General features: G+C 71.6%; 24 protein-coding genes. 18 read left to right on the forward strand and 6 right to left on the reverse strand.

Annotated elements, in window-relative coordinates; all coding sequences use genetic code 11:
• Nucleotides 1–103: 103 nt before the first annotated feature.
• Complete coding sequence (locus ACFZDK_RS01915; RefSeq protein WP_390968781.1) at nucleotides 104–1,492, reverse strand: glycosyl hydrolase; 1,389 nt, start codon at nucleotides 1,490–1,492, stop codon at nucleotides 104–106.
• A gap of 77 nt (nucleotides 1,493–1,569) precedes the next feature.
• Nucleotides 1,570–2,448 (reverse strand): hypothetical protein, encoded by an 879-nt coding sequence (locus ACFZDK_RS01920; protein WP_390968783.1) that lies wholly within the window; start codon nucleotides 2,446–2,448, stop codon nucleotides 1,570–1,572.
• 369 nt (nucleotides 2,449–2,817) lie between these two features.
• Between ACFZDK_RS01920 and rplM the strand changes: the two genes are divergently transcribed.
• The 3 genes from rplM (at nucleotide 2,818) to glmM (ending at nucleotide 5,370) form a co-directional block, all read left to right on the forward strand.
• Nucleotides 2,818–3,261: a 50S ribosomal protein L13 gene (gene rplM / locus ACFZDK_RS01925; RefSeq protein WP_020941688.1), complete on the forward strand. Its 444-nt coding sequence runs from the start codon at nucleotides 2,818–2,820 to the stop codon at nucleotides 3,259–3,261.
• 42 nt (nucleotides 3,262–3,303) lie between these two features.
• On the forward strand, nucleotides 3,304–3,831 hold the full coding sequence (rpsI, locus tag ACFZDK_RS01930; protein ID WP_359215039.1) for a 30S ribosomal protein S9: 528 nt from the start codon (nucleotides 3,304–3,306) through the stop codon (nucleotides 3,829–3,831).
• 180 nt (nucleotides 3,832–4,011) lie between these two features.
• Nucleotides 4,012–5,370, forward strand: a complete 1,359-nt coding sequence (gene glmM, locus ACFZDK_RS01935) for a phosphoglucosamine mutase (RefSeq protein ID WP_390968787.1) — start codon at nucleotides 4,012–4,014, stop codon at nucleotides 5,368–5,370.
• A gap of 117 nt (nucleotides 5,371–5,487) precedes the next feature.
• On the opposite strand, the gene coaA is transcribed toward glmM, so the two are convergent.
• The gene (gene coaA, locus ACFZDK_RS01940; RefSeq protein ID WP_355711262.1) at nucleotides 5,488–6,477 is read right to left on the reverse strand and encodes a type I pantothenate kinase; all 990 of its coding nucleotides are present in this window, start codon (nucleotides 6,475–6,477) and stop codon (nucleotides 5,488–5,490) included.
• Nucleotides 6,478–6,635: 158 nt separating this feature from the next.
• Between coaA and glmS the strand changes: the two genes are divergently transcribed.
• The 7 genes from glmS (at nucleotide 6,636) to tsaE (ending at nucleotide 14,592) form a co-directional block, all read left to right on the forward strand.
• The gene (gene glmS, locus ACFZDK_RS01945; RefSeq protein ID WP_390968790.1) at nucleotides 6,636–8,483 is read left to right on the forward strand and encodes a glutamine--fructose-6-phosphate transaminase (isomerizing); all 1,848 of its coding nucleotides are present in this window, start codon (nucleotides 6,636–6,638) and stop codon (nucleotides 8,481–8,483) included.
• A 16-nt stretch (nucleotides 8,484–8,499) separates the two neighbouring features.
• Complete coding sequence (locus ACFZDK_RS01950) at nucleotides 8,500–8,871, forward strand: holo-ACP synthase (RefSeq protein ID WP_390968791.1); 372 nt, start codon at nucleotides 8,500–8,502, stop codon at nucleotides 8,869–8,871.
• Between the two features lie 64 nt (nucleotides 8,872–8,935).
• Nucleotides 8,936–10,387 carry an NAD(P)H-hydrate dehydratase gene (locus tag ACFZDK_RS01955; protein ID WP_390968793.1) on the forward strand — a complete coding sequence of 484 codons (1,452 nt, stop codon included), beginning with the start codon at nucleotides 8,936–8,938 and terminating at the stop codon, nucleotides 10,385–10,387.
• A 185-nt stretch (nucleotides 10,388–10,572) separates the two neighbouring features.
• On the forward strand, nucleotides 10,573–11,475 hold the full coding sequence (locus ACFZDK_RS01960) for a L,D-transpeptidase family protein (RefSeq protein WP_390968795.1): 903 nt from the start codon (nucleotides 10,573–10,575) through the stop codon (nucleotides 11,473–11,475).
• 71 nt (nucleotides 11,476–11,546) lie between these two features.
• Nucleotides 11,547–12,743, forward strand: coding sequence for an alanine racemase (gene alr / locus ACFZDK_RS01965; RefSeq protein WP_390968797.1), 1,197 nt, complete (start codon nucleotides 11,547–11,549; stop codon nucleotides 12,741–12,743).
• Between the two features lie 117 nt (nucleotides 12,744–12,860).
• Nucleotides 12,861–14,114 carry an alpha/beta fold hydrolase gene (locus ACFZDK_RS01970; protein WP_390968799.1) on the forward strand — a complete coding sequence of 418 codons (1,254 nt, stop codon included), beginning with the start codon at nucleotides 12,861–12,863 and terminating at the stop codon, nucleotides 14,112–14,114.
• On the forward strand, nucleotides 14,080–14,592 hold the full coding sequence (gene tsaE / locus ACFZDK_RS01975; protein WP_390968801.1) for a tRNA (adenosine(37)-N6)-threonylcarbamoyltransferase complex ATPase subunit type 1 TsaE: 513 nt from the start codon (nucleotides 14,080–14,082) through the stop codon (nucleotides 14,590–14,592). Before ACFZDK_RS01970 ends, tsaE begins: the two co-directional genes overlap by 35 nt.
• A 369-nt stretch (nucleotides 14,593–14,961) precedes the next feature.
• Here tsaE and ACFZDK_RS01980 read toward each other — a convergent pair whose 3' ends face one another.
• Entirely contained in the window at nucleotides 14,962–15,525 is a 564-nt protein-coding gene (locus ACFZDK_RS01980; protein ID WP_390968803.1) for a hypothetical protein, read from the reverse strand.
• A gap of 125 nt (nucleotides 15,526–15,650) precedes the next feature.
• Between ACFZDK_RS01980 and tsaB the strand changes: the two genes are divergently transcribed.
• From tsaB to ACFZDK_RS02000, 4 genes are read left to right on the forward strand one after another with little or no spacing between them, the layout of a single operon-like run.
• A complete protein-coding gene (gene tsaB / locus ACFZDK_RS01985) occupies nucleotides 15,651–16,307 on the forward strand; it encodes a tRNA (adenosine(37)-N6)-threonylcarbamoyltransferase complex dimerization subunit type 1 TsaB (protein ID WP_390968805.1) in 657 nt (218 codons plus the stop codon).
• Nucleotides 16,308–16,324: 17 nt separating this feature from the next.
• Complete coding sequence (rimI, locus tag ACFZDK_RS01990) at nucleotides 16,325–16,846, forward strand: ribosomal protein S18-alanine N-acetyltransferase (RefSeq protein ID WP_390970045.1); 522 nt, start codon at nucleotides 16,325–16,327, stop codon at nucleotides 16,844–16,846.
• Entirely contained in the window at nucleotides 16,839–17,933 is a 1,095-nt protein-coding gene (gene tsaD / locus ACFZDK_RS01995; protein WP_390968807.1) for a tRNA (adenosine(37)-N6)-threonylcarbamoyltransferase complex transferase subunit TsaD, read from the forward strand. Before rimI ends, tsaD begins: the two co-directional genes overlap by 8 nt.
• On the forward strand, nucleotides 17,930–18,190 hold the full coding sequence (locus ACFZDK_RS02000; protein ID WP_390968809.1) for a hypothetical protein: 261 nt from the start codon (nucleotides 17,930–17,932) through the stop codon (nucleotides 18,188–18,190). The genes tsaD and ACFZDK_RS02000 overlap by 4 nt, the downstream gene beginning before the upstream one ends.
• Before the next feature lie 200 nt (nucleotides 18,191–18,390).
• Here ACFZDK_RS02000 and ACFZDK_RS02005 read toward each other — a convergent pair whose 3' ends face one another.
• A complete protein-coding gene (locus ACFZDK_RS02005; protein ID WP_390968811.1) occupies nucleotides 18,391–19,047 on the reverse strand; it encodes a helix-turn-helix domain-containing protein in 657 nt (218 codons plus the stop codon).
• Between the two features lie 181 nt (nucleotides 19,048–19,228).
• On the opposite strand from ACFZDK_RS02005, the gene ACFZDK_RS02010 reads away from it, so the two are divergent.
• Entirely contained in the window at nucleotides 19,229–19,345 is a 117-nt protein-coding gene (locus ACFZDK_RS02010) for a DUF397 domain-containing protein (RefSeq protein WP_390970047.1), read from the forward strand.
• Nucleotides 19,346–19,348: 3 nt separating this feature from the next.
• Here ACFZDK_RS02010 and ACFZDK_RS02015 read toward each other — a convergent pair whose 3' ends face one another.
• Entirely contained in the window at nucleotides 19,349–21,652 is a 2,304-nt protein-coding gene (locus ACFZDK_RS02015; RefSeq protein WP_390968813.1) for a glycoside hydrolase family 3 N-terminal domain-containing protein, read from the reverse strand.
• A gap of 121 nt (nucleotides 21,653–21,773) precedes the next feature.
• On the opposite strand from ACFZDK_RS02015, the gene ACFZDK_RS02020 reads away from it, so the two are divergent.
• The 3 genes from ACFZDK_RS02020 to ACFZDK_RS02030 all read left to right on the forward strand — a co-directional run bounded on the left by ACFZDK_RS02020 (nucleotide 21,774) and on the right by ACFZDK_RS02030 (nucleotide 25,410).
• Complete coding sequence (locus tag ACFZDK_RS02020; protein WP_390968815.1) at nucleotides 21,774–22,805, forward strand: substrate-binding domain-containing protein; 1,032 nt, start codon at nucleotides 21,774–21,776, stop codon at nucleotides 22,803–22,805.
• Between the two features lie 111 nt (nucleotides 22,806–22,916).
• A complete protein-coding gene (locus ACFZDK_RS02025) occupies nucleotides 22,917–24,260 on the forward strand; it encodes an endo-1,4-beta-xylanase (RefSeq protein ID WP_390968817.1) in 1,344 nt (447 codons plus the stop codon).
• Between the two features lie 187 nt (nucleotides 24,261–24,447).
• Nucleotides 24,448–25,410, forward strand: a complete 963-nt coding sequence (locus ACFZDK_RS02030) for an LCP family protein (protein ID WP_390970049.1) — start codon at nucleotides 24,448–24,450, stop codon at nucleotides 25,408–25,410.
• The last annotated feature ends 56 nt before the right edge of the window (nucleotides 25,411–25,466 follow it).

Raw genomic sequence — 25,466 nt, forward strand, 5'->3', positions numbered from 1 at the left:
CCCGGGCGACCTGGCGCCCCGGCCGTACAAGAAAACAAATCCTGCCACGTAAGAATCAGCCATGAAGGCTTCGTGAGCAAGATGTATTAGGAAAGTAATAAACCTACGTCTTGTGCAACGAGGCCCAGTCGAAGTCGGGTTGCTCGCCGTCGGTGCCGGTGATGACCCTGGAGGACCAGTAAGTCCTCTTCACGTCTTCTGGGGTGTTTTTCCGGCTCGTGCCGGAGACATTGCCGTAGGAAAGCGCCTGTCCCCATACCGTCCAGAGCACCCAGGGGGTGTCCGAAAGAGTCCTCGGCTGAGCGGTGCTGAGCGGGACGTGGAAGGACTCGGCCATGACACGGGGCCGGTCGTAGTGCTCCAGGCCCCGGTACCAGACCTCGGTCCAGCGCTTGCCCCCGAACGGCCGCTGTGGGGTGTCGCTGTAGTCGTCCACGCCGACGACGTCGACGTACCGCCCGCCCGGGTAGTAGTCGCCGGGCTCCCGCGTGGAGGTGCCGTTCCAGGCGCTGGGGGCCCAGACGAAGAGGAGGTTGTGCAGACCGCGGCTGCCCACGAGGTAGTCGTATGTGACATGCCACAGTTTCTGGTACATGGCCGGATCCTGCCCCGCCCACCAGAATCCGTGGCCCGGCCTGGAGTTCATCTCGTGGTACGGGCGCAGCAGCACCGGTACCCCCTGCTCCGCGAGGTACTGCAGATGGTCGGCGAGATAGGCGAGGTTCACCAGCAGGGCCCGGTGCTCGGCGGTGCCCGGGGTGACCACCCGGCCGAACCAGCCGCTGTCACCGGCCGCGGGGGAGTTCCGGTACAGGGTCTGGTCGAAGCCCTTGACGGGGCTGCCCGGGTAGGGCTGGTGGAAGGAGAGGCCGACGATGCCGGCCGGGCGGCCCCCGTTGTGCGGCAGGGTCACCCGGGTCCCGGAGGCGCAGTCGAGGCGGGTGCCCGAGGGGTGGTACGAGCCGTCCGCCGGCCGCGGCAGCCCCGCCCACACCCCGAGTGCCAGGTCCACCGCGTCGTCGGCGTACCCCCAGTACTTGCGGCAGCTCGGCCACGAGGAGCGGGAGTAGGAGCGCGGCTCGCCCACCGCCCAGCCCGGCTGCCCGTACCCCGGTCCCAGATCCAGCTCCACGAACCCCGGGAACTTCCCGGTGATGTCGTGGGCCTTCCTGTAGTAGTAGCCGGGCTGCTTGGTGCCCCGGTAATCGCCGTACGACGGGTTGTAACGCTCGTTCTGCAGCTCGACGTGCTGGCCGATGACCGTCCGTGACGGCTCGCCGCGCCGTGCCCTGTTCTCCAGGCCGGCGAGCAGGGCGTAGACCCGGCGGGCGGCGGGTGTCGCGTGCGGGTCCCGTGCGCGCAGGTCGGCGGGGACCTGGCGGGGGCCGTCGGTGGCCTCGGGCCGGGTGGCCCACCAGGCCAGGGGAGCGAGCAGCGCCGCCGTCGCCCCGGCCCCGATCAGCCGGACCCGGCCGCGCATGTGCATCTGCATGTCCCCCCGACCTCTCCCCGGCGCACCCTGTGTCAGATTCTGCCCCGGAGCGGTCGGGTCCCGCCGACCCGGGCGGCCTAGCCCTGGGCCGCCTCCGACGCCTGGGCCTCGCCGCGCCTGCGGATCTGGCGGAAGGTGAACTCCGCCAGGTCGTCGCCGGTCTGGAAGACCTTGGTGTCCTTGGTGGTGACGTCCTTGCCGTTGAGGAAGCCGGTGGTGGTGAAGTAGGCGTAGCGGCCGTAGGAATTGGTCGTCGTACGGCAGACGCCCGAGTCGCAGAAGGCCTTCACGCCGGAGCCGGCCAGGGTCGCGACGAAGCCCTTCTTGTCGGCCTCGGTCTTGGCCTTGCTCGCCTGTGCTTCGGTGTTGAACACGGCCACGCCGACCGTGACCGCGACGCCGTCCTTGAAGTAGGTGACGCGCAGCAGGCGGGTGCAGTTGTTCTTGGTGAGGACGTTCGGGAGGGTGCCCTTGGCGACCGACGCGCACTTCTTGGTGTCGGCCGTGGGGCCCTTCTTGTAGACCGTCTCGCCCATGGTCAGCTGGGTGCCCGGGAAGAGGGTCCCGGCGCTCAGTGGCGCGGTGTCCTTCTGGACGCTGCCTATGAACTCCTCCGGGTCCAGCGGCGGCGGTGCGCTGGTCGGCGCGAAGGACGGCGTCGAGTCGGCCGAGTCACTGGGCAGCGAGGCGCTCGCCGGCAGGTTCGAGGGCGTGCCGGAGGCGTTGTTGTCGCCGTTCGCGGACACCACGGCCATGGCGACGGCGGTGCCGATCGCGAGCGTGGCGACCACGCCGCCGCCGATGAACAGCACGCGGCGCCGTTTGTTCCGCGTTTCCGAGGCGTCGGCGAGCGCGGCCCAGTCCGGGGTCGGCCCGGAACTGTCGCGCCAGGGCTGCTGAGACTGCGGTTTCCAGGGATCCCACTGGGACTGGGGTCCCCCCTGCCCATAACTCATGGGGCGCATCTTAGACGGGGGAAGAGGGGTACCGGTGCGACAGTACGAACGGTGATAGTGGACCTTTGGGGGCAGGACGGCGCATCCCGGCCGCGCCGGGCGCCCCGGGTTCGCGCCAATGTCGACGACGGCTCGTCCGGATGTCGGCGGGAGCTCGTTTTGACCCGTCCGGGGGCAGCCTTGTAGGCTTGCCCTTCGTTGTGTATTGGCTCGCTCATTCTCACGGGAGTGGCCTCTACCTAGGTTCCCTGGAGCAGTTACCAGTGGGCGGCATACGGGCAGCGTTCCCGGCATTGTCGTCCCCAGCTGCACGATCGCTTCAGTGATGCCATGTGTCAGCACCCATCCACTGAAGAAGAAGGCTGCGAAGTGCGTACGTACAGCCCCAAGCCCGGCGATGTGACTCGCCAGTGGCACGTCATTGACGCTCAGGACGTCGTCCTGGGCCGTCTCGCCACCACCGCCGCGTCCCTTCTCCGCGGCAAGCACAAGCCGATCTACGCGCCCCACGTCGACACCGGTGACTTCGTCATCATCATCAACGCCGACAAGGTGCACCTCTCCGGCAACAAGCGGACCCAGAAGATGGCGTACCGCCACTCCGGCTACCCGGGTGGTCTGCGCTCCGTCCGCTACGACGAGCTGCTCGACAAGAACCCCGAGAAGGCCATCGAGAAGGCCGTCAAGGGCATGCTCCCCAAGAACACGCTGGGCCGTCAGATGCTCTCGAAGCTGAAGGTCTACAAGGGTGACGTGCACCCGCACGCTGCGCAGCAGCCGGTGCCGTTCGAGATCACCCAGGTCGCGCAGTAGTTCCGGCCACCCCCTAAGACAGAAAAGAATCTGAGGAGCATCGTGGCCGAGACCACCGTTGAGCAGCCGGTCGAAGAGACCGAGACCGAGCTCGTCGACATCGACAGCTACACCACCGAGTCCGAGGTCCCCGTCGAGGGCGAGTACACCTCGGAGTCGCTGGCGTCCCGCTTCGGCGACCCGCAGCCGGCCGCCGGCCTGGGCCGTCGCAAGAACGCCATCGCCCGCGTCCGGATCGTCCCGGGCACCGGCAAGTGGAAGATCAACGGTCGCACCCTTGAGGACTACTTCCCGAACAAGGTGCACCAGCAGGAAGTCAACGAGCCCTTCAAGGTGCTCGAGCTCGAAGGCCGTTACGACGTCATCGCCCGCATCGCCGGTGGCGGTGTCTCCGGCCAGGCCGGTGCGCTCCGTCTCGGTGTCGCCCGCGCGCTGAACGAGGCCGACGTCGACAACAACCGCGGCCCGCTGAAGAAGGCCGGCTTCCTCAAGCGCGACGACCGTGCGGTCGAGCGCAAGAAGGCCGGTCTGAAGAAGGCCCGCAAGGCCCCGCAGTACAGCAAGCGCTAATCACCAGCTGCCTGCACGTACTCCGAACGCCCCGGCGGCACGCCACGTGTGCCGTCGGGGCGTTCGTTTATCCAAGCCAAGGGCGTATAACGACACAAGACGCTCAAAGGCTGGTGTGATCGCACGACCGGGCGCCTGTCATCATTTCCAGGCAGCAAGGACGCTTCCTCAGGAGGACAAGTGGGACGACTCTTCGGCACGGACGGCGTGCGCGGTGTCGCCAACGCGGACCTGACCGCCGAGATGGCGCTCGGCCTGTCCGTCGCGGCGGCGCACGTGCTGGCCGAGACGGGCACGTTCGAGGGCCACCGGCCTACGGCGGTCGTCGGACGGGATCCGCGTGCGTCCGGGGAGTTCCTGGAGGCGGCCGTGGTCGCCGGTCTGGCGAGCGCGGGCGTGGACGTCCTGACCGTCGGCGTGCTGCCGACCCCCGCCGTGGCCTTCCTCACCGGCGCGCTCGGCGCCGACCTCGGCGTCATGCTCTCCGCCAGCCACAACGCCATGCCCGACAACGGCATCAAGTTCCTCGCCCGCGGCGGGCACAAGCTCGACGACGAGCTGGAGGACAGGATCGAGGGCGTCTACGAGTCCCACCGGCACGGCGAGCCCTGGGAGCGGCCCACCGGCGCGGGCGTCGGCCGGGTGCGGTCGTACGACGAGGGAGCCGAGCAGTACATCGCCCATCTGCTCGCCGTCCTGCCCAACCGGCTCGACGGCCTGAAGATCGTCCTGGACGAGGCGCACGGCGCGGCCGCGGGGGTCTCGCCGGAGGTGTTCCGCCGGGCGGGCGCGGAGATCGTCACCATCGGCGCGGAGCCGGACGGGCTCAACATCAACGCCGGCTGCGGCTCGACCCACCTCGGCCCGCTGAAGGCCGCGGTCGTCGAGCACGGGGCCGACTTCGGCATCGCGCACGACGGGGACGCGGACCGGTGCCTCGCCGTGGACCACGCCGGCGAGGAGGTCGACGGCGACCAGATCATGGCCGTCCTCGCCCTCGCCATGCGGGAGCGGGGCGCGCTGCGCGCCGACACCGTCGTCGCCACCGTCATGTCCAACCTCGGCTTCAAGCTGGCGCTGGAGCGGGCGGGGCTGCACCTGGTCCAGACCGCGGTCGGCGACCGGTACGTCCTGGAGGAGATGAAGGAGCACGGCTATGCCCTCGGCGGCGAGCAGTCCGGGCACGTCATCATCCTCGACCACGCGACGACCGGTGACGGCACGCTGACCGGGCTGCTGCTGGCGGCGCGGGTCGCTCAGACCGGGACGGCGCTGCGGGAGCTGGCGGGCGTGATGGAGCGGCTGCCTCAGGTGCTGATCAATGTGCCGGACGTCGACCGGGCGCGGGTGCGGACCTCGGCCGACCTCGCCGCCGCGGTCGCGGAGGCGGAGCGGGAGCTGGGGGAGACCGGGCGTGTGCTGCTCCGCCCTTCGGGCACGGAGCCGTTGGTGCGGGTGATGGTGGAGGCGGCGGACATCGAGCAGGCTCGGTCGGTGGCCGGGCGGCTGGCCGATGCCGTGAAGTCCGCGCTGGGTTAGGACCGTTGCGGGGGTGGGCGGGGAAGGCGCGTCGCGGGCTGACGGTTCGTCATGGCTGGTCGCGCGGTTCCTCCCCCGGCCTTCGGCCGGGGGTACCCCCAGCGCCCCTGAGGGGCGCTACAGCTTGCGGAGTCTCAAGCGCTGCACCTTGTGGTCCGGGCCCTTGCGGAGGACCAGGGTGGCGCGGCCTCGGGTGGGGGCGATGTTCTCCACCAGGTTGGGCTTGTTGATGGTGCGCCAGAGGGTGCGGGCGTAGTCGAGGGCCTCCTCCTCCGACACCTGGGTGTACTTCCTGAAGTACGAGTCGGGGTTCTGGAAGGCGGTCTGACGCAGCTTCTTGAAGCGGTTGAGGTACCAGTTCTCGATGTCCTCGGCGCTCGCGTCGACGTACACGCTGAAGTCGAAGTAGTCCGCGAGGCCGACCCGGGTGCGGCCGTCGCTGCCGGGCAGGGCGGGCTGCAGGACGTTGAGGCCCTCGACGATCAGGATGTCCGGGCGGCGGACGGTGAGCTTGCGGTCCGGGACGATGTCGTAGATGAGGTGCGAGTAGACGGGGGCGGTGACCTCGTCCTTGCCGGCCTTGATGTCGGCGACGAAACGGGTCAGGGCCCGGCGGTCGTACGACTCGGGGAACCCCTTGCGGGACATCAGCCCGCGGGCCTGGAGCTCCTTGGTGGGGAGCAGGAAACCGTCGGTGGTGACCAGCTCGACACGGGGGTGCTCCGGCCAGCGGGAGAGCAGGGCCTGCAGGAGCCGGGAGACCGTGGACTTGCCGCAGGCCACCGAGCCGGCCACGCCTATCACGAACGGGGTGCCGGCCTGGGAGCCCTGCTCGCCCAGGAAGGTGTTCAGGGCGCCCCTGAGGCCGTCGGTGGCACCGACGTAGAGATTCAGCAGCCGGGAGAGCGGGAGATAGACGTCCCGGACCTCGTCGAGGTCGATGACGTCGCCGAGGCCGCGCAGCTTCTCGACCTCCTCGGCGGTGAGCGGCAGCGGTGTCTTGTCGCGCAGCGCGCTCCACTCGTCACGGGTGAGGTCGACGTAGGGAGTCGCCTCCGGCCTGTGCCGGTGGGCGCTCCGGGAGATCGGGGAGACCGGAGAGATCACATTCCATTGTTAACGGAGTTTGAACAGAACGGCGGGTGGGGTCGGTCACGGTCGCCCGCGCGGGAGGGCGGCCGGAAGGCGCGTACGGCGGCGGGAATTTCCGATTTCGGGCACGCGGTGCCTCTTTTCGCGGCCGTCTCGCACTTAGGCTGCCGCTCATGTGTGGAATCGTGGGATACGTGGGGGCGCAGTCGGCGCTCGATGTGGTCGTCTCCGGGCTGAAGCGGCTGGAGTACCGGGGGTACGACTCGGCCGGCGTCGCCGTGCTCGCGGACGGCGGGCTGGCCTCGGCGAAGAAGGCCGGGAAGCTGGTCAACCTGGAGAAGGAGCTGCAGGAGCGGCCGCTGCCGACCGGGTCCACCGGTCTCGGGCACACCCGCTGGGCCACGCACGGCGGGCCGACGGACGCCAACGCGCATCCGCACCTCGACAACGCGGGCCGGGTCGCCGTCGTCCACAACGGGATCATCGAGAACTTCGCCGCGCTGCGGGCCGAACTGGCCGAGCGCGGCCATGACTTGGCCTCGGAGACGGACACCGAGGTGGTCGCGCACCTGCTCGCCGAGGAGTTCTCCGCCGCCGCCGATCTCGCGGAGGCGATGCGACTGGTGTGCCGCCGCCTCGAGGGCGCGTTCACGCTGGTCGCGGTGCACGCCGACGCACCGGACGTGGTCGTGGGCGCCCGCCGCAACTCCCCGCTGGTGGTGGGCGTCGGCGAGGGCGAGGCCTTTCTCGCCTCGGACGTCGCCGCGTTCATCGCCCACACCCGGTCGGCGATCGAGCTGGGCCAGGACCAGGTGGTGGAGCTGCGCCGGGACGGCGTGACGGTGACGGGCTTCGACGGCGCCCCGGCGGAGGTCCGCTCGTACCACGTCGACTGGGACGCGTCGGCGGCGGAGAAGGGGGGCTACGACTACTTCATGCTCAAGGAGATCGCCGAGCAGCCCAAGGCGGTCGCCGACACCCTCCTGGGCCGCATCGACGCGAACGGCTCCCTGACCCTGGACGAGGTCCGGATCGGCGCCGCGGAGCTGCGCGAGGTCGACAAGGTCGTCATCGTCGCCTGCGGTACGGCCTTCCACGCCGGCCTGATCGCCAAGTACGCCATCGAGCACTGGACGCGCATCCCGTGCGAGGTGGAGCTGGCCAGCGAGTTCCGCTACCGGGACCCGATCCTGGACTCGCGCTCGCTCGTCATCGCCATCTCGCAGTCCGGCGAGACCATGGACACGCTGATGGCGCTGCGGCACGCGCGGGAACAGGGCTCGAAGGTGCTCGCCATCTGCAACACCAACGGCTCGACGATCCCCCGCGAGTCGGACGCGGTGCTGTACACCCACGCCGGACCGGAGGTCGCGGTCGCCTCGACCAAGGCGTTCCTCACCCAGTTGGTCGCCTGCTACCTGGTGGCCCTCTACCTCGGCCAGGTGCGGGGCACCAAGTGGGGCGACGAGATCGGCGCCGTGATCCGGGACCTCTCGCAGATCTCCGGCGAGGTCGAGCGGGTCCTGGAGACCATGAAGCCGGTACGGGCGCTGGCGCGCACCCTGGCCGACAAGAAGACGGTGCTGTTCCTCGGCCGGCACGTCGGCTACCCGGTCGCCCTCGAAGGCGCCCTGAAGCTCAAGGAGCTGGCGTACATGCACGCCGAGGGCTTCGCGGCGGGCGAGCTGAAGCACGGGCCGATCGCGCTGATCGAGGAGGACCTGCCGGTGGTGGTCGTCGTCCCGTCCCCGCGCGGCCGGTCCGTCCTGCACGACAAGATCGTCTCCAACATCCAGGAGATCCGGGCCCGGGGTGCCCGCACCATCGTGATCGCGGAGGAGGGCGACGAGGCGGTCGTCCCGTACGCCGACCACCTGATCCGCATCCCGGCCACCCCGACCCTGCTGCAGCCGCTGGTCGCGACGGTCCCGCTGCAGGTCTTCGCCTGCGAACTGGCCACCGCCCGGGGCAACGAGGTGGACCAGCCGCGCAACCTGGCGAAGTCGGTCACCGTGGAGTGACCTTAGGGTGCTGACCATGAGCATCATCGGGGTCGGTATCGACGTCGCCGAGATCGACCGGTTCCGGGAGTCGCTGGAGCGGACTCCCGGGCTGGCCGGGCGGCTCTTCGTCGAGCGGGAGTTGTTCCTGCCGAGCGGGGAGCGGCGCGGGCACGCCTCGCTCGCCGCGCGGTTCGCGGCCAAGGAGGCCCTGGCCAAGGCGCTGGGCGCGCCGCCCGGGCTGCTGTGGACGGACGCGGAGGTCGTCGTCGAGGACAACGGGCGGCCACGGCTGCGGGTGCGGGGCAGCGTGGCCGCGTGCGCGGCGCAACTGGGCGTCATGTCGTGGCATGTGTCGCTCAGTCATGACGCGGGCGTCGCCTCGGCGGTGGTGATCGCGGAGGGGTGACCCCGGTGCCGCCCCGGGGCGCGGGCGGATGCGCGGGCCGCCGGTTCCGGGGGAGACTCGGGGCATGCGGACTGCTTACAGCGTGGAGACGGTACGGGCGGCCGAGCGGGAGCTGATGGCACGGCTGCCGGAAGGGGCGCTGATGCAGCGGGCCGTCGCCGGGCTGGCCGCCGCCTGCGCCGATCTGCTCGGACGGGTGTACGGCAGCCGGGTGGTGCTGCTGGTCGGCAGCGGGGACAACGGCGGCGACGCGCTGTACGCCGGGGCCCGGCTGGCGCGCCGGGGCGCGGGGGTCACGGCGGTGCTGCTCGCGCCGGAGCGCACGCACGAGGGCGGTCTCGCGGCGCTGCGCCGGGCCGGTGCGAGCGCCGTACTGCCGGGCGCCGCCGAGGAATTGGTGCTGCGGGCCGATCTTGTCGTCGACGGGATCGTGGGGATCGGCGGGAAGGGCGGGCTGCGGCCCGAGGCGGCCGCGCTGGCGGCGGTCGTGGCGCGGTCCCGGGCGGCCGTCGTCGCCGTGGACCTGCCGAGCGGGGTGGAGGCGGACAGCGGCGAGGTGCGCGGGGCGGCCGTACGGGCGGACCTGACCGTCACCTTCGGGACGCACAAGCCGGGACTGCTGATCGATCCGGCGCGGGAGTACGCCGGTTCGGTGCGGCTGGTCGACATCGGGCTCGAACTGCCCGCGGCGGCCGAGCTGGAGGCCTTGCAGGACGTGGACGTGGCCCGGCTGCTGCCGGCGCCGTCGGCCGAGAGCGACAAGTACCGGCGGGGCGTGGTCGGGATCGCGGCCGGCTCGGCACGCTATCCGGGCGCCGCCGTGCTCGCCGTCGCGGGCGCGCTGCGGGGCGGGGCCGGGGCCGTACGGTACGTCGGGCCCGCCGGGGACGAGGTGCTGGCCCGGTTCCCCGAGACGCTGGTGTCGGACGGGGGGCCGCGCAAGGCGGGGCGGGTGCAGGCGTGGGTGGTCGGGCCCGGGGCCGGGGACGACGCCGAGGCCGTCGCCGGGGTGCTGGAGGAGGACGTGCCGGTGCTGGTCGACGCCGACGGGCTGCGGCTGGCCGACCGGGACGTGGTGCGGGCGCGGACGGCGCCCACGCTGATGACACCGCACGCAGGGGAGGCCGCCGCGCTGTTGGGGGTACGACGGGAGGAGGTCGAGGCCGGGCGGCTCGCGGCGGTGCGGGAGCTGGCGGCGGCCTATCGGGCGACGGTGCTGCTGAAGGGGTCGACGACGCTGGTGGCGGCGCCGGGGGGCGGGGTGGCCGTACGGGTGAACGCGACGGGGACGCCGTGGCTGGCCACCGCAGGGAGCGGGGACGTGCTGTCGGGGCTGGCGGGGTCGCTGCTGGCGTCCGGGTTGGACGGGCGGGACGCGGGGAGTGTGGCCGCGTACCTCCACGGGCTCGCGGGGCGGTTCGCGGCGGAGGGGGCGCCGACGGTGGCCCACGAGGTCGCCGAGCAGCTGACGTCCGCTTGGCGGGGTGTTTTCCCACCCACCCACCCGACTCGGTAGGCCGAGAAGGCGCCGTCTAGGGGCGGTTCGGTCGTGGTGCGTGTGCGGGTGGGTGGGGGGTGAGCGCGCCCACGCGGCGGGGCCGCATATCGATACAGCCCCGCGCCCCTGACGGGGCGCTCCACCCGGGTGACCTCGCCGCGCGGCTCCTCGGGATTGGGGCGTGGGCGGGGTTGTCTGATCGCATGATTGGTGGACGAATCGTGCGTGAGGCCGCGGGGACCCTTCTTGCCGCTGTGACGGTTGTGTCGGTCGGGGCCGGGAGTGTCGTCGCCGACAGTGGTGCTCCCGAACCCCCTGCCGCCGTTCCGGAGTCGGACCTGGTGCCGGGGGTCGCGCCGGGGCCCGCGCAGCCGTGGCAGATCGACACGCCGGACCAGAGGCTGGCGCCGAAGGTGTACACGCCGAGCGCCGAGGAGGACGCGGTCGAGCCGAAGGCGGCGGCGCCGGGGACGTACGACCTGATCGAGTACGTGCCGCTCAGCGACGCCGTCTCCAAGGTGAGCTGCTCCAAGCTGACCGGGCCGTACCAGAAGCAGATCGAGCAGTGGCTGAAGCTGAAGGCGGACGGGAAGCAGTCCACCGCCGACTGCAAGGCCATCCAGAAGTTCCAGAAGCAGTACAAGATCAAGCCCGCCATCGGGTTCGCCGGGCCGGTGACCTGGTACCAGATGATGCTGCTCTCGGCGAAGAAGAACCCGAACGCCAAGAAGAACTGCCCGGTGAAGTCGTACCGGGTCGCCTGTGTCGACCTCAACCGGCAGGTCACGTGGGTGCAGAGGGGCAGCAAGGTGATCTACGGGCCCGTGCAGATGCGGAGCGGGCGGAAGGGGTACGCGACCCGGGCCGGGTGGCACTCCGTCTACTGGCGGCACAAGAACCACTGGTCGACGCTGTACAACTCGCCCATGCCGTACGCCCAGTTCTTCGACGGCGGGCAGGCCTTCCACGCCGTCTACGGCTCCATCTACACCACCGTCGGCTCCTGGGGCTGTGTGAACCTCAAGCTCGGCGACGCGAAGAAGCTGTGGAGCGTGCTGAAGAAGGGCGACAAGGTGTACGTGTGGGGGCACCGGACGGGTACCTGAGTCCTGTCCGGTGCCGGTACCGGGGCCTGTGCCCGAGGGCTGTCCGGGGCCTCTGAGACACTGGGGGCGCGATGACTGAGACAGCGACTGCACCGACCGCGCCCCGACGCGCCCGCGCCGAGATCGATCTGGCCGCTCTGCGGGCCAACGTGCGGACCCTGCGTGCCCTCGCGCCGGGCGCGGCCCTGATGGCCGTGGTGAAGTCCGACGCGTACGGCCACGGGGCACTCCGGTGTGCCCGCGCGGCCGTCGAGGCGGGCGCGAGCTGGCTCGGCACGGCCACCCCCGAGGAGGCCCTGGCGCTGCGCGCGGACCCCGGGCTGCCCGCGGACGTGCGGATCATGTGCTGGCTGTGGACCCCGGGCGGCCCCTGGCGGGAGGCCGTCGAGGCCGACCTGGACGTATCGCTGAGCGGGATGTGGGCGCTGCGCGAGGTGACCGAGGCCGCGCGCGCCGCCGGACGGCCCGCGCGCGTGCAGCTCAAGGCCGACACCGGACTCGGGCGCAACGGCTGCCAGCCCGCCGACTGGCCCGAGCTGGTCGCCGAGGCGCTGCGCGCGGAGGCCGCGGGGCTGGTCCGGATCACCGGGCTCTGGTCGCACTTCGCCTGCGCGGACGAGCCTGGGCATCGCTCCATCGCGGCCCAGCTCACCCTCTTCCGCGAGATGCTCGCGGACGCCGAGGGGCAGGGCGTGCGCCCCGAGGTGCGGCACATCGCCAACTCGCCGGCCACCCTCACCCTCCCCGAGTCCCACTTCGACCTGGTCCGCACGGGCATCGCGCTGTACGGCGTCTCGCCCAGCCCCGAGCTGGGCAGCGCGGCCGACTTCGGCCTGCGCCCGGTGATGACCCTGTCCGCCTCCCTCGCCCTGGTGAAGCACGTACCGGGCGGCCACGGCGTGAGCTACGGGCACCACTACGTCACGCCCGGCGAGACCACCCTCGGGCTCGTCCCCGTCGGCTACGCGGACGGCATCCCGCGCCACGCCTCCGGCACCGGACCGGTGCTGGTCGGCGGCAAATGGCGGACGGCCGCCGGACGCATCGCCATGGACCAGTTCGTCGTCGACCTCGGCGGCGACGAGCCCGAAGTCGGCTCCGAGGCCGTGCTGTTCGGACCGGGCGACCGGGGCGAGCCCACCGCCGAGGACTGGGCCCAGGCCGCGGGCACGATCGCATACGAAATCGTCACGCGCATCGGAACCCGGGTTCCCCGCGTCTATGTGAATGACGAACCGAGTGGGCAGGAACCAGGGGACGGCGACTGACCCCCGGGGTTCGGCAGCGGCACAACCCGGTTACACCTGTAGCAGCATCTGTCACCTCGTCGGCATCACCCGTGTCACCGAACCGGCGAACTGTAGTACGGCGAAGAGGAGCGGTACGTGAGCGAGAGCAGTGCGGAGGCCGTAGCCGACGCCGCGGCGGCCGTCGCCTCCGCCACGGGGGTGGACGGGAACTGGCGCAAGGTGACCGGTATCGCCGGCGCCGCCATAGGAGTGCTCGCGGCCGGGGCGGCCGCGGGGGTCGCCGTGGAGCGGATGACCGTCGGCCGCGGGATGCGCCGCAAGGCCCGGCTGGCCCTGGACTCGGCGGGCCCCTACGGCACCCTGCGCGGCAACCCCGGCAAGGCGCGGGCCGACGACGGCACCGAGCTGTACTACGAGGTCGACGAGGTGGAACCCGACCTCGGCCCGGCCGTCTCGCCGCGCCGCCGCCGGCTCTTCGGCCGCAAGGCGCCCGCGCCCGTCACCGTCGTCTTCAGCCACGGCTACTGCCTCAACCAGGACTCCTGGCACTTCCAGCGCGCGGCCCTGCGCGGGGTCGTCCGCACCGTGCACTGGGACCAGCGCAGCCACGGCCGCTCCGGGCGGGGCGTCGCCCAGCACGAGAACGGGGTGCCGGTCACCATCGACCAGCTGGGCCGGGACCTGAAGGCCGTCCTCGACGCGGCCGTCCCCGAGGGGCCGATCGTCCTTGTCGGGCACTCGATGGGCGGCATGACGGTGATGGCGCTGGCCGCGCAGTACCCCGAGCTGGTGCGGGAACGGGTGGTGGCGACCGCGTTCGTCGGCACCTCGTCGGGGCGGCTCGGCGAGGTGAACTTCGGGCTGCCGATCGCCGGCGTCAACGCGGTGCGCCGGGTGCTGCCCGGAGTGCTGAAGGCGCTCGGTACACAGGCCGCGCTGGTGGAGAAGGGGCGGCAGATCACCGCCGACCTCTTCGCCGGGATCATCAAGCGGTACTCCTTCGCGAGCAGGGACATCGACCCGGCCGTCGAGCGGTTCGCCGAACGGATGATCGAGTCCACGCCGATCGATGTGGTCGCCGAGTTCTACCCGGCCTTCACCGACCACGACAAGACCGCGGCCCTCGCCCACTTCCAGAAACTGCCGGTCCTGGTGCTGGCCGGGGTGCAGGACCTCGTCACGCCCAGCGAGCACAGCGAGGTCATCGCCGACCTGCTGCCCGACGCCGAGCTGGTGCTGGTCGCGGACGCCGGGCACCTGGTCATGCTGGAGCACCCGGAGGTGGTCACCGACCGCCTCGCCGACCTGCTCACCCGCGCGGGTGCCGTGCCGGCAGGGGCTACGGTAAGTGGCTATGGAAGCACCAGCAGCACGGCACCGCCGGGCTGAGACCGAGTTGACCGTCAGTTCCCCCGGGCAGATGGGGGAGCTGGGCCGCAGACTGGCCAAGTTGCTGCGCGCCGGTGACCTCGTGATGCTCAGCGGCGAGCTCGGCGCCGGAAAGACCACGCTGACCCGCGGACTGGGCGAGGGGCTCGGCGTGCGGGGCGCCGTCACCTCGCCCACGTTCGTCATCGCCCGCGTCCACCCCTCCCTCGGGGGCGGGCCGCCGCTCGTCCACGTCGACGCGTACCGCCTGGGCGGCGGGCTCGACGAGATGGAGGACCTGGACCTCGACGTCTCGCTGCCCGAGTCCGTGATCGTCGTGGAGTGGGGCGAGGGCAAGGTCGAGGAGCTGACCGACGACCGGCTCATGGTCCAGATCCACCGGGCGGTCGGCGACACCACCGACGAGGTACGGCACGTCACCCTGGCGGGGGTGGGGGAGCGGTGGGCCGGGGTGGACCTGGGGGTGCTGTCGGCCTGAGGACCGTGTGAACGTTCCGACAAGGCGTCGGCAAGATATTGCGCCGGACGTATCGGGCGTGGTCACATGGTATCCAGTCCGTGGTTAGGTCTGCCTAACTACGTCCGCCCCCGTACCTCAGGAGGCGCCGGTGTCCGGGTCCGAGTCCGAGCAGCGGCGACCGGTCGCGGTCGCCGGAGTGTCCATGCGCGAGCTGTTGGCGTCGTGTGCGGCCGCTGACGCGGTGTCTCGGCCGCCGAGAGCGCCGGAGCCGGTGTCGAGGCCGGTGGAGCAGGACCGTAAGGCTGCCTGAGCGGGGTCCGCCGGTTGGTGGTCCGGTGCGGGTGCGTGGGGGTTGATCGCGCAGTTCCTCGCGCTCTCTCTCAAGAGCTAGCGGATCACGAGGACCTTCACGCCGATCGTCGCGAATTTCCACATGGCGTCGCCGTCGGGGCGGGTCTCGCGGATGCCGCCTGTTTTCACCGTGGGGTCGGGGGTCGCGCCGGCGCCCATGGGGGTGAGGGCGCTGAAGCCGATCGCGGAGCCGTCCTTCGTGGTGGCGAAGCGGACCACGTGTTCGATGGGGAGGCCGTCGGTGCCGGTGACGGCCTTCGAGCGGGACGTGACCCAGTAGGCGCCCGGGGACGGGTCGATGGTGCCGGGGGTGACTTTGAAGGTGCGCGCGACGCGGCCCCGCTCGTCGACGAGCCAGACCCGGTCGTCGTCCACCGAGTACACCACGCGTTCACCCGTTCCGGATCCGTTCGGAAGGGCGGCGGGGTGCCGGTGGTCGCGGGGTGCCTTGGAGGCCGACGCGCCGGGCGCCGGGCTCACCGCCGGCCGGCCGCCGAGACCGGGCGGGACGGTGGCCGAGGCCTGGTAGGCGAGCAGACCGACCGCCCCGACGGCCGCCGCGGTGAGGCCGGCCACGACTCCCGAGCTGGTCCCTGCCACGTGTGCCACCCCTGCCTTGCCGTAGAGCCTCGCCGTATATGTCGTACTTCGTACAGACCGTAGCAGTCAGTGACCGCCCGACCCGGCCGGGCGTGCGCACGGCGCCGGAGCCGTAGGCTGTTCGCGTGCTCTTGCTCGCTCTGGATACCGCCACCCCCGCCGTCACCGTCGCGCTGCACGACGGTACGGCCGTCATCGCCTCGTCGAGCCAGGTGGACGCACGCCGGCACGGCGAGCTGCTGCTGCCGGCCGTCGACCGCGTCCTCGCCGAGGCCGGGGTCCGGCTGGACGCCGTCACCGCGATCGTCGTGGGCGTCGGCCCCGGCCCCTACACCGGCCTGCGGGTCGGTCTGATGACCGCGGACACCTTCGGGCTCGCGCTCGGGGTGCCCGTCCACGGTCTGTGCACACTCGACGCCCTCGCCTACGCGGCCGACATCGGGAAGGGGCCGTTCGTCGTGGCGACCGACGCCCGCCGAAAAGAGGTCTACTGGGCGACCTACGCCGACTCGCGCACCCGGCTCACCGAACCGGCCGTCGACCGGCCCGCCGACATCGCCGGGCAGGTCGCGGGGATGCCCGCCGTCGGGGCCGGGGCGCTGCTCTACCCCGACACCTTCCCGGTCGTGCACGAACCCGAGCACGTCTCCGCCGCGGCCCTCGCGTCGCTCGCCGTGGAGCGGCTGGCCGCGGGCGGGGAACTGCCCGCGCCCCGGCCGCTGTACCTGCGCCGCCCGGACGCCCAGGTGCCCAAGAACTACAAGGTGGTCACGCCCAAGTGACCGCACAGCTGCGCGAGATGCGCTGGTGGGACATCGACCCGGTCCTGGAGCTGGAGAAGGACCTGTTCCCCGAGGACGCCTGGTCCCGGGGGATGTTCTGGTCCGAACTGGCGCACGCCAGGGGACCGGCGGCGACCCGGCGGTACGTCGTCGCCCTGGAGGGCGACCGGATCGTCGGCTACGCGGGACTCGCCGCCCAGGGCGCCGCGCCCGACGGCGAGGCCGCCCCGGTGGGCGACATCCAGACCATCGCCGTACGCCGTGACCAGTGGGGCACCGGGCTCGGCGGCGAGCTCCTCACCGAGCTGCTGCGGGCCGCGACCGCCTTCGAGTGCGCCGAGGTCATGCTGGAGTGCCGGGTCGACAACATCCGTGCCCAGAAGCTCTACGAGCGGTTCGGCTTCGAGCCCATCGGGTTCCGACGCGGCTACTACCAGCCGGGCAACGTGGACGCCCTGGTGATGCGGCTGACGACGAAACCCGACAGCGGCCCCGCCGACGGACCGACCTCCGAACAAGGAACCGAGATCAATGGCTGACGAACCCCTGGTCCTGGGGATCGAGACCTCCTGCGACGAGACCGGTGTCGGCATCGTCCGGGGCACCACCCTGCTCGCCGACGCCGTCGCCTCGTCCGTGGACGAGCACGCCCGCTTCGGCGGGGTCGTCCCGGAGGTGGCGTCCAGGGCGCATCTGGAGGCGATGGTCCCGACCATCGAGCGGGCGCTGAAGGACGCGGGCGTGAGCGCCAGGGACCTGGACGGCATCGCGGTCACGGCCGGCCCCGGCCTGGCCGGCGCCCTGCTGGTGGGTGTCTCGGCGGCGAAGGCGTACGCGTACGCGCTCGGCAAGCCCCTGTACGGCGTGAACCACCTCGCCTCCCACATCTGCGTCGACCAGCTGGAACACGGCCCGCTCCCGGAGCCGACGATGGCCCTGCTGGTCTCGGGCGGCCACTCGTCCCTCCTGCTGTCCTCGGACATCACCTCCGACGTACGGCCGCTCGGCGCGACCATCGACGACGCGGCCGGCGAGGCCTTCGACAAGATCGCCCGTGTGCTGAACCTGGGCTTCCCCGGCGGCCCGGTCATCGACCGGTACGCGAAGGAGGGCGACCCGCAGGCGATCGCCTTCCCGCGCGGTCTGACCGGCCCCCGCGACCCGGCGTACGACTTCTCCTTCTCCGGACTCAAGACGGCGGTGGCCCGCTGGATCGAGGCCAAGCGCGCGGCCGGCGAGGAGGTCCCGGTCCGCGACGTGTCGGCTTCCTTCCAGGAGGCGGTCGTCGACGTCCTGACCCGCAAGGCCGTCCGCGCCTGCCGGGACGAGGGCGTCGACCACCTGATGATCGGCGGCGGTGTCGCCGCCAACTCCCGGCTGCGCGCCCTCGCCCAGGAGCGCTGCGAGGCGGCCGGTATCCGGCTCCGGGTGCCGCGCATGAAGTTGTGCACGGACAACGGCGCGATGGTGGCCGCGCTCGGCGCGGAGATGGTCGCGCGCAACCGGACCCCGTCCGGCTGGGACCTCTCGGCGGACAGCTCCCTGCCGGTGACGGACCCGCACGTCCCCGGCACCCACCACCACGACCACGTGCACGAGGTCAGCAAGGAGAACTTGTACTCGTGACGGTCGCCTTGATGTGGGAGGCACGGGCGACGGAGGGCCGGGGCGCGGAACTCGTCGCCTGGGCGCGCGAGCAGAAGCTGCCCGAGGCCCCGTCGCGCCGGGAGACCTTCCGGGCACCGCAGGACCGGGTGCTGGTGATCACGTGGTGGGAGGCGGCGTACGACGCCTCGGACCTTCCCGAACTCCCCGACCCGCCCGGTGACTTGGTCACCCGGCCGGTCCACCGCTGGCGGTTCGAGGCCGTCGGCGAGGGCTAGTCGGTGGAGATCAGCGGACGCGATCGTCGTTGTCGGCGGCCTATTGCCGGAACGTCCTGCCTGGAGCACGGGTGATCTGGGTGACGGTGTCGCGTACGGCGAGAAGTTCAGCAGTGCCCAGGGCGACGACTGCATAGAATTGACTTGCTCCTCGGGTTGAAGCCCGGGGATTTTGGCCTTCTCGGCCGGTTGCCGTGCCGCTACGCGGCGCGGGGTTCGGTCGGGAGTCCGTGGCTTCCTGTTTCTTCGCGCTGTGCCGGGATTTCTCCTGGTCTTACCGGCGCTCCGCAGGCCGATGCCGCCAGTCCGGCGGGCTGTTTGACGTTGATCGCGGCGTTGTGGTCCCGGTCGTGGACGGTGCCGCAGGCGCTGCAGGTCCATTCCCTCACGTTCAGGGGTTTGGGTCCGTCCTTGGCGCCGCAGGTGGAGCAGGTCCGGGAGGTCGGCCCGAACCGGCCGATCTTGACCAGGGTCCAGCGGGCGTTGGCGGTGAACCGGACCGACTGCCGAGCGTCCTTACGGGACTTGAACCGTGGTGCTCCCACCTTCGGTCCCTGGCGCGCGCCTTTGAGGGAGGCGAAGAAGTTGCGGTACGCCCTCTCAGCGTCCCGCAGGGCCTGCTGGAGGATGACGGCGGAGACCTCGCCCAGCCAGGAGCGTGCCGCCGTCCGCTTCGCCTCGGTGACCAGCTTCCGGGACAGTTCCCCTGCCGTCGGGAACGGCCGCCCGGCCTGTCGGGCGTCCTCGCGGGCGCGGACCGTGTCGTTGAACACGACACGGGCGCATCCGAAAGCCCTGGCCAGCGCGGTGCGCTGACCGGCATCCGGGTAGAGCCTGAACGCGTACCGGAGCTGCATGCCGATCACTCCAGAAAGATCGAACACCCGCTGTCGTCGGGAACATGTGCACGAGATGTCACCGGCCGGTGGCCTGCCCGGCTCCGCCGGAACAACACCACAACGCTCCGCGTCGCCCACACGAGATTCGCTTCACCCCCCAGCCTGGAGGTCGGGGCGCTGCGAATGAATCCCGGCAGCCATCGCCCCCACCCCCGCCACCATCCACCTCCGCGACTCCAAGGACCGCACCCGCCCCCACCTCGCCCTCACCCCCGCCGCCTGGGCCCCCTTCGTCGCGCACGCGGCCGCACGCTGACGGTCACTCCATCTCCGTCTCGCAGCGCAGCACCCGGTCCGGCCCCAACCGTCGTACCGGACCCGTCAGTTGGAGTGTCACCGTGCCCTGGGTGTCCGCGCTCGACGCCCCCACCCGCAGCTCCAGTGCCCCCGGCTCCACCACCCGCGCCCCCTCCCGGTCCGTGAACGCCGACAGGTCCGCGTGGAAGCGGAAGGTCAGCCTTCGGGACTCGCTCGGGGGCAGGTCCACGCGCCGGTAGCCGATGAGGCGGACGTCCGGGCGGGTTACCGACGCCACCGGGTCGTGCAGGTACAGCTGTACGACTTCCGCGCCGGCGCGCTCGCCCGTGTTGCGTACCGCCACCGTCACGTCGTACGAACCGTCCGTGCCGATCTCGGCCGTGTCCGGCGAGACGAGGTCCCACGCGAACGCCGTGTACGAGCGGCCGTGGCCGAAGGCGTACAGCGGGGTCGGGTCCAGATTGCTGACCTCGCCCGCGAGGCCCAGCGGGGGCTGGAGGTAGGTCCACGGCTGGCCCCCCGGCTCGCGCGGCACGCTCACCGGCAGGCGGCCCGACGGGTTGACGCGGCCCGACAGCACTCCCGCCACCGCCGGGCCGCCCTCCTCCCCGGGGAAGAACGCCTGCACCACCGCGCCGAGCCGGCCGTGCCAGCGGCCCAGTGCGTACGGGCGCCCGGTGAGGAGGACGAGGACCACCGGGACGCCCGTCGAGAGCAACGCGTCCAGCAGGTCGGCCTGGACGCCCGGCAGTCCCAGGTCCGTCACGTCGCAGCCCTCGCCCGATGTGCCCCGCCCGAACAGGCCCGCTCGGTCGCCCAGGACCGCCACGCACACGTCCGCCTCCGAGGCGCGGGCCACCGCCTCCTCGAAGCCCGAAGTGTCCGGGTCCGAGACGTCGCAACCCTCGGCGAACGTCACCTTCGCGTCCGGGAGTTCGGCGCGGAGGGAGTCGAGGACGGTGGGGATGGCGATGCCCAGGTCGACCTCGGGGTGGTGGGTGAGGACGTGGGACGGGAAGGAGTAACAGCCGAGCATGGCGAGAGCGTCGGCGGCTCGGGGGCCCACCACCGCTATACGGGTGTCGGGGGCGAGGGGGAGTACGCCGTCGGGGTTGTCCAGCAGGACCACGGACTCCTCGGCCAGCCGGCGGGCCAGGGCGCGGTTCGCCGTCGAGTCGAGGTCGATCGGGCGTTCCTGCGCGGGCTCCGGGGTCCAGCCCTCGTCCAGCAGGCCCAACTCGCACTTCTGGAGCAGGACCCGGCGGGCCGCCCGGTCGATCAGCGACTCCGGGATCGTGCCCTCCCTGACCGCCGCCACCAGCGGACGCCCGTAGCACTTCAGCGTCGGCAGTTCGACGTCGATCCCCGCCGCCAGGGCGAGATGGGCCGCCTCCGCCTCCGTACCCGCCACCCGGTGGAGCGTCTGGAGGAAGCCGATGCCGAAGTAGTCGGCGACGACCGTGCCGTCGAAGTCCCAGTCAGTGCGCAGGAGTTCGGTCAGGAGGCGGGGGTCAGCGGAGGCCGGCACGCCGTCCGTCTCGTTGTACGCCGCCATCACCGAGCGGGCCCCGCCCTCGCGGAGTGCCATCTCGAACGGGGGGAGGGTCACGTCCGCGAACTCCCGTACCCCCGCCCGGACCGGAGCCAGGTTGCGGGCTCCGACGGAGGAGGCGTAGCCCGCGAAGTGCTTGAGCGTGGCGATGATCCCGGCCGACTCCAGGCCCCGGACGTAGGCCGTGCCGATCGTCCCCACCAGGTACGGGTCCTCGCCGATCGTCTCCTCGACCCGCCCCCAGCGTGGGTCGCGGACCACGTCCAGGACGGGGGCCAGGCCCTGGTGGACGCCGACCGAGCGGAGATCGTCGCCGATGTGCCGGCCCAGTTCCTCCACCAGGTCGGGGTCGAAGGCCGCGCCCCAGGCGAGCGGGACCGGGTAGGCCGTGGCCTGCCAGGCCGTGAAGCCGGCCAGGCACTCCTCGTGGGCGATCGCCGGGATGCCGAAACGGCCGGCCGCGGTGATCCGGCGCTGGGCGCGGGCCAGTGCTCGCGCGCCCAGCGCCGGGGCCACCGGGGCGGTGCCGAAGGAGCGGGTCAGCTGGCCGAGGCCGAGGGTGATCAGCTCGTCCCAGTCGTAGTCGGCGGTCATCTCGCGCTGCAGTGGGGCGACTCCGTCGCCGTCCGTGGCGGCGCCCACCCAGACGCCGTACAACTGGGCGGTCTTCTCCTCCAGGGTCATCCGGGAGAGCAGGTCGTCGACTCGGGCGGTGGCGGGCAGCGCGGGGTCGCGCCAAGGAGCGGTGGTCATGAAACTCCCGTCTCTGCTCTCTGCATGCTGCGAATGTTTCGTACCACACACCGAATGTTCCGGGAACCTATGGCGCGCGAAGGTCTTCGTCAAGGGGGAGCGCGGGGATACGATCGCGGGCATGACGCCTCCGAAGCCCACAGAAACGCAGACGGCGACGCTCGCCGAAATCGCCCGTGAGGCCGGTGTGTCCGCTCCGACTGTTTCGAAGGTCCTGAACGGGCGTGCGGACGTCGCCCCGGCCACCCGCACCCGGGTCGAGGAGCTGCTGCGCGCCTACGGCTACCGGCGGCGCCGCGCCGAGGCCTCCCGGTCGCCGCTGATCGACCTGGTCTTCCACGAACTGGAGAGCGCCTGGGCGATGGAGGTCATCAGGGGCGTCGAGAACGTGGCGCGCGACGCCGGGCTGAGTGTGGTGCTGAGCGAGTCCGCGGGGCGGCTGACCCCCGGGCGGACCTGGGCCGACCAGGTGGCGGCGCGGCGGCCGCACGGGGTGGTGCTGGTGCTGTCGGGGCTCGACGAGTCGCAGCGGGCGCTGCTGCTGAGCCGGTCGATCCCGTTCGTGGTGATGGACCCGGCGGGGGACCCGGGGCCGGACGTGCCGTCGATCGGGGCGACCAACTGGCAGGGCGGGCTCGCCGCCACCCGGCACCTGGTCGAGCTGGGGCACCGGCGGATCGGGGCGATCAGCGGGCCGTCGCGGATGATGTGCAGCCGGGCCCGGGTGGACGGCTACCGGGCCGCGCTGGAGACCGCCGGGCTCCCCGTCGACCTGGGTCTGGTCAAGGCCGGCGACTTCCACCACGACGCCGGCTACCGGCTCGGCCTGGAGCTGCTGCGGATGCCCGACCGGCCCACCGCGATCTTCACCGGCAACGACCTCCAGGCCCTCGGGCTGTACGAGGCCGCGCGCGAGCTGGGGCTGCGGATCCCGGAGGACGTGAGCATCGTCGGGTTCGACGATCTGCCGGTGGCCCGGTGGGTGGGGCCGCCGCTGACGACCGTACGGCAGCCGCTCACCGAGATGGCCGAGGCGGCGGCGCGGCTGGTCCTGGAGATGGGCCGGGCGGAGGAGGCGACGACGGCGACCCGGGTGGAGCTGGCGACCAGCCTGGTGGTGCGGTCGAGCACGGCGGCGCCCCCGGCGCTGTGAGGCCCCGGGCGGGAGTGGCCGGATGTTGACGTATTGACGGGTGGTGCGGGCGTCCCCACACTCCTCCGAAGCCAGTCGGTTGCACAACCGAAACTTTCGGAGGCACCCGCAATGAGATCTCTGAGAACCGGCTTATCCCTGGCGGCCCTGGTCACCGGCGCCGCCCTGCTCTTCACGGCACCCGCCGCGCACGCCGCCGACACCCCGCTGCGCGACCTCGCCGCCGCCCAGGGCAAGGTCATCGGCACCGCGGTCACCGGCTCCAGGCTCACCGGGACCTACGGCGACCTCGCCGGCGGCCAGTTCAGCTCGCTGACCCCGGGCAACGCCATGAAGTGGGGGACCGTCGAGCCCACCCAGGGCAGCTTCAACTGGACCGAGGCCGACCAGATCGTCGCCTTCGCCCAGGCCCACAACCAGCAGGTGCGCGGCCACACCCTGGTCTGGCACAGCCAGAACCCCAGCTGGCTGACGAACGGCACCTGGACCTCCGCCCAGCTCAGCAGCCTGCTGCAGAACCACATCAGCACCGAGGTCGGCCGCTACAAGGGCGAGATCGCCGCCTGGGACGTCGTCAACGAGCCCTTCGACGAGGACGGCACCTACCGCTCGACGCTCTGGTACAACGGCCTCGGCTCCGACTACATCGCCAACGCCCTGACCTGGGCACACGCGGCCGACCCGGCCGCCAAGCTGTACATCAACGACTACAACGTCGAGGGCGTCAACGCCAAGAGCACCGCCCTGTACAACCTGGTCAAGTCCCTGAAGGCGGCAGGCGTCCCGATCGACGGGGTGGGGCTGCAGGCCCACCTCGTCCTCGGGCAGGTCCCGGCCACCCTCCAGCAGAACATCCAGCGCTTCGCCGACCTCGGCGTCGACGTGGCGATCACCGAGCTGGACGTGCGGATGGCGCTGCCCGCCGACAGCACCAAACTCGCCCAGCAGAAAGCCGACTTCAAGTCGGTGGTGGCCGCGTGCGTGGCCGTGAGCCGCTGCGTCAACGTCACCGTGTGGGGCTTCACCGACTCCGACTCCTGGGTGGACAGCACGTTCCCGGGGTACGGGGCGGCGACGCCGTACGACGCGAACTACGCGCCGAAACCGGCGTACTACGGGATCTCCGAGGCGCTCGGCGGGACCACCACCACGCCACCGACCGGTGCCTGCACCGCCGCCTACAGCGTGAGCAGCCAGTGGAACACCGGCTTCACCGGCCAGGTGACCGTCTCCTGCGCGGGCGCCTCCCTCTCGTCCTGGAAGGCGACCTGGACCTACGGCGCCGGGCAGCAGATCACCCAGGCCTGGAACGCCACCTGCAGCCAGTCGGGCGCCGCCGTCTCCTGCGCGAACGCCTCCTACAACGGGACGGTCCCGGACGGGGGTTCGGTGACCTTCGGCTTCAACGCCTCCTGGAGCGGCAGCAATCCGGTGCCGACCGTGACTCTCGGGTAAGCGGAGGCTGAGAAGCGTGAGAGTTTTCGAAGAAAACTTCTTCACGCGGCTTCCACTAACAGTCTCCTAATAATTCGGATTTACGTTCCTGCCCGTGACGGGACACGAGGAGCAAGGCGAAGCAGGCAGACGGGTGGGCCGGCGGTCGCGAGCGCTGAAGATCGTCGGCCTCACCCTGGCGGGGGTCATGACGCTCGGCATCGCGGCAGCGGGGTGGGCCTATGTGCACCTCAACGACAACATCAAGAGCGTCGACATCAACAGCGCGCTCGGGGACGACCGGCCGGCGAAGGCGGTGACGACGCCGACGGCCTCGGCGTCCGCCTCCGCGTCCCCGCTGCCCACCGGCTCGGTGAACATCCTGGTGCTGGGCTCGGACTCGCGCAGCGGCAAGGCGAACCAGGAACTCGGCGGCGGGCACAGCGGGGGCGCCCGCTCCGACACGGCGATGGTCGTGCACATCGACGCGGGCCGCACCTCGGCCACCGTCGTCAGCATCCCGCGCGACACCCTGGTGACCCGCCCCTCCTGCCCGCTGTCCTCCGGCGGCTCGACGGCGGTGGCGTACAACTCGATGTTCAACAGCGCCTACTCGGTGGGCGGGGCGGTGTGCGCGGTGAAGACGGTCGAGTCGATCACCGGCGTACGGATGGACCACTACCTGGAGATCGACTTCTCGGGCTTCGCGAAGCTGGTGGACGCGCTCGGCGGGGTGACCGTGACGACCGATCAGGACATCGACGACGACGACAGCCACCTGCACCTGAAGAAGGGCACCCACCGGCTCGACGGCAAGACGGCCCTGGCGCTCGCCCGCACCCGGCACGGCATAGGCGACGGCAGCGACCTCGGCCGGATAGGCCTCCAGCAGAAACTGGTCAAGGCCCTCCTCGACCGGATGGCCTCCATCAGCCTGCTCAGCAACCCGGCCAAGCTCTACGAGGTCGCCGACGCGGTCACCTCCAGCCTCACCACCGACACCGGCCTGGACTCCCTCAGCGAGCTGATGCGCCTCGGCCAGAGCCTGAAGGGACTGACCTCCGACCACCTCAAGACGGTGATGATGCCCGTGGTCACCGCGCCCTCCGATCCCAACCGGGTGGTCGCCGAGGAACCGGCGGCGAGCAAGCTGTGGAAGTCGCTGCGGTAGCGCCGGGGCGGGCCCCGGGAGCGGGCCGGAAAAAAACTTCGGGGAATTGCGGCAGG

The organism is Streptomyces sp. NPDC007901 (genome assembly GCF_042959465.1).
Lineage (GTDB): Bacteria > Actinomycetota > Actinomycetes > Streptomycetales > Streptomycetaceae > Streptomyces.

Excerpts from the sequence above, each read along its gene's own strand:
- ACFZDK_RS02020 (WP_390968815.1), top strand. The coding sequence starts at position 21,774 with ATGACGCCTCCGAAGCCCACAGAAACGCAGACGGCGACGCTCGCCGAA.
- rimI (WP_390970045.1), top strand. The coding sequence starts at position 16,325 with ATGCGCTGGTGGGACATCGACCCGGTCCTGGAGCTGGAGAAGGACCTG.
- ACFZDK_RS01920 (WP_390968783.1), bottom strand. The coding sequence starts at position 2,448 with ATGAGTTATGGGCAGGGGGGACCCCAGTCCCAGTGGGATCCCTGGAAA.
- glmS (WP_390968790.1), top strand. The coding sequence starts at position 6,636 with ATGTGTGGAATCGTGGGATACGTGGGGGCGCAGTCGGCGCTCGATGTG.
- ACFZDK_RS02025 (WP_390968817.1), top strand. The coding sequence starts at position 22,917 with ATGAGATCTCTGAGAACCGGCTTATCCCTGGCGGCCCTGGTCACCGGC.
- ACFZDK_RS02015 (WP_390968813.1), bottom strand. The coding sequence starts at position 21,652 with ATGACCACCGCTCCTTGGCGCGACCCCGCGCTGCCCGCCACCGCCCGA.
- alr (WP_390968797.1), top strand. The coding sequence starts at position 11,547 with ATGACTGAGACAGCGACTGCACCGACCGCGCCCCGACGCGCCCGCGCC.
- ACFZDK_RS01950 (WP_390968791.1), top strand. The coding sequence starts at position 8,500 with ATGAGCATCATCGGGGTCGGTATCGACGTCGCCGAGATCGACCGGTTC.
- ACFZDK_RS02030 (WP_390970049.1), top strand. The coding sequence starts at position 24,448 with ATGACGCTCGGCATCGCGGCAGCGGGGTGGGCCTATGTGCACCTCAAC.
- ACFZDK_RS01960 (WP_390968795.1), top strand. The coding sequence starts at position 10,573 with ATGATTGGTGGACGAATCGTGCGTGAGGCCGCGGGGACCCTTCTTGCC.
- tsaD (WP_390968807.1), top strand. The coding sequence starts at position 16,839 with ATGGCTGACGAACCCCTGGTCCTGGGGATCGAGACCTCCTGCGACGAG.
- ACFZDK_RS01955 (WP_390968793.1), top strand. The coding sequence starts at position 8,936 with ATGCGGACTGCTTACAGCGTGGAGACGGTACGGGCGGCCGAGCGGGAG.
- ACFZDK_RS02005 (WP_390968811.1), bottom strand. The coding sequence starts at position 19,047 with ATGCAGCTCCGGTACGCGTTCAGGCTCTACCCGGATGCCGGTCAGCGC.
- tsaE (WP_390968801.1), top strand. The coding sequence starts at position 14,080 with ATGGAAGCACCAGCAGCACGGCACCGCCGGGCTGAGACCGAGTTGACC.
- ACFZDK_RS01915 (WP_390968781.1), bottom strand. The coding sequence starts at position 1,492 with ATGCAGATGCACATGCGCGGCCGGGTCCGGCTGATCGGGGCCGGGGCG.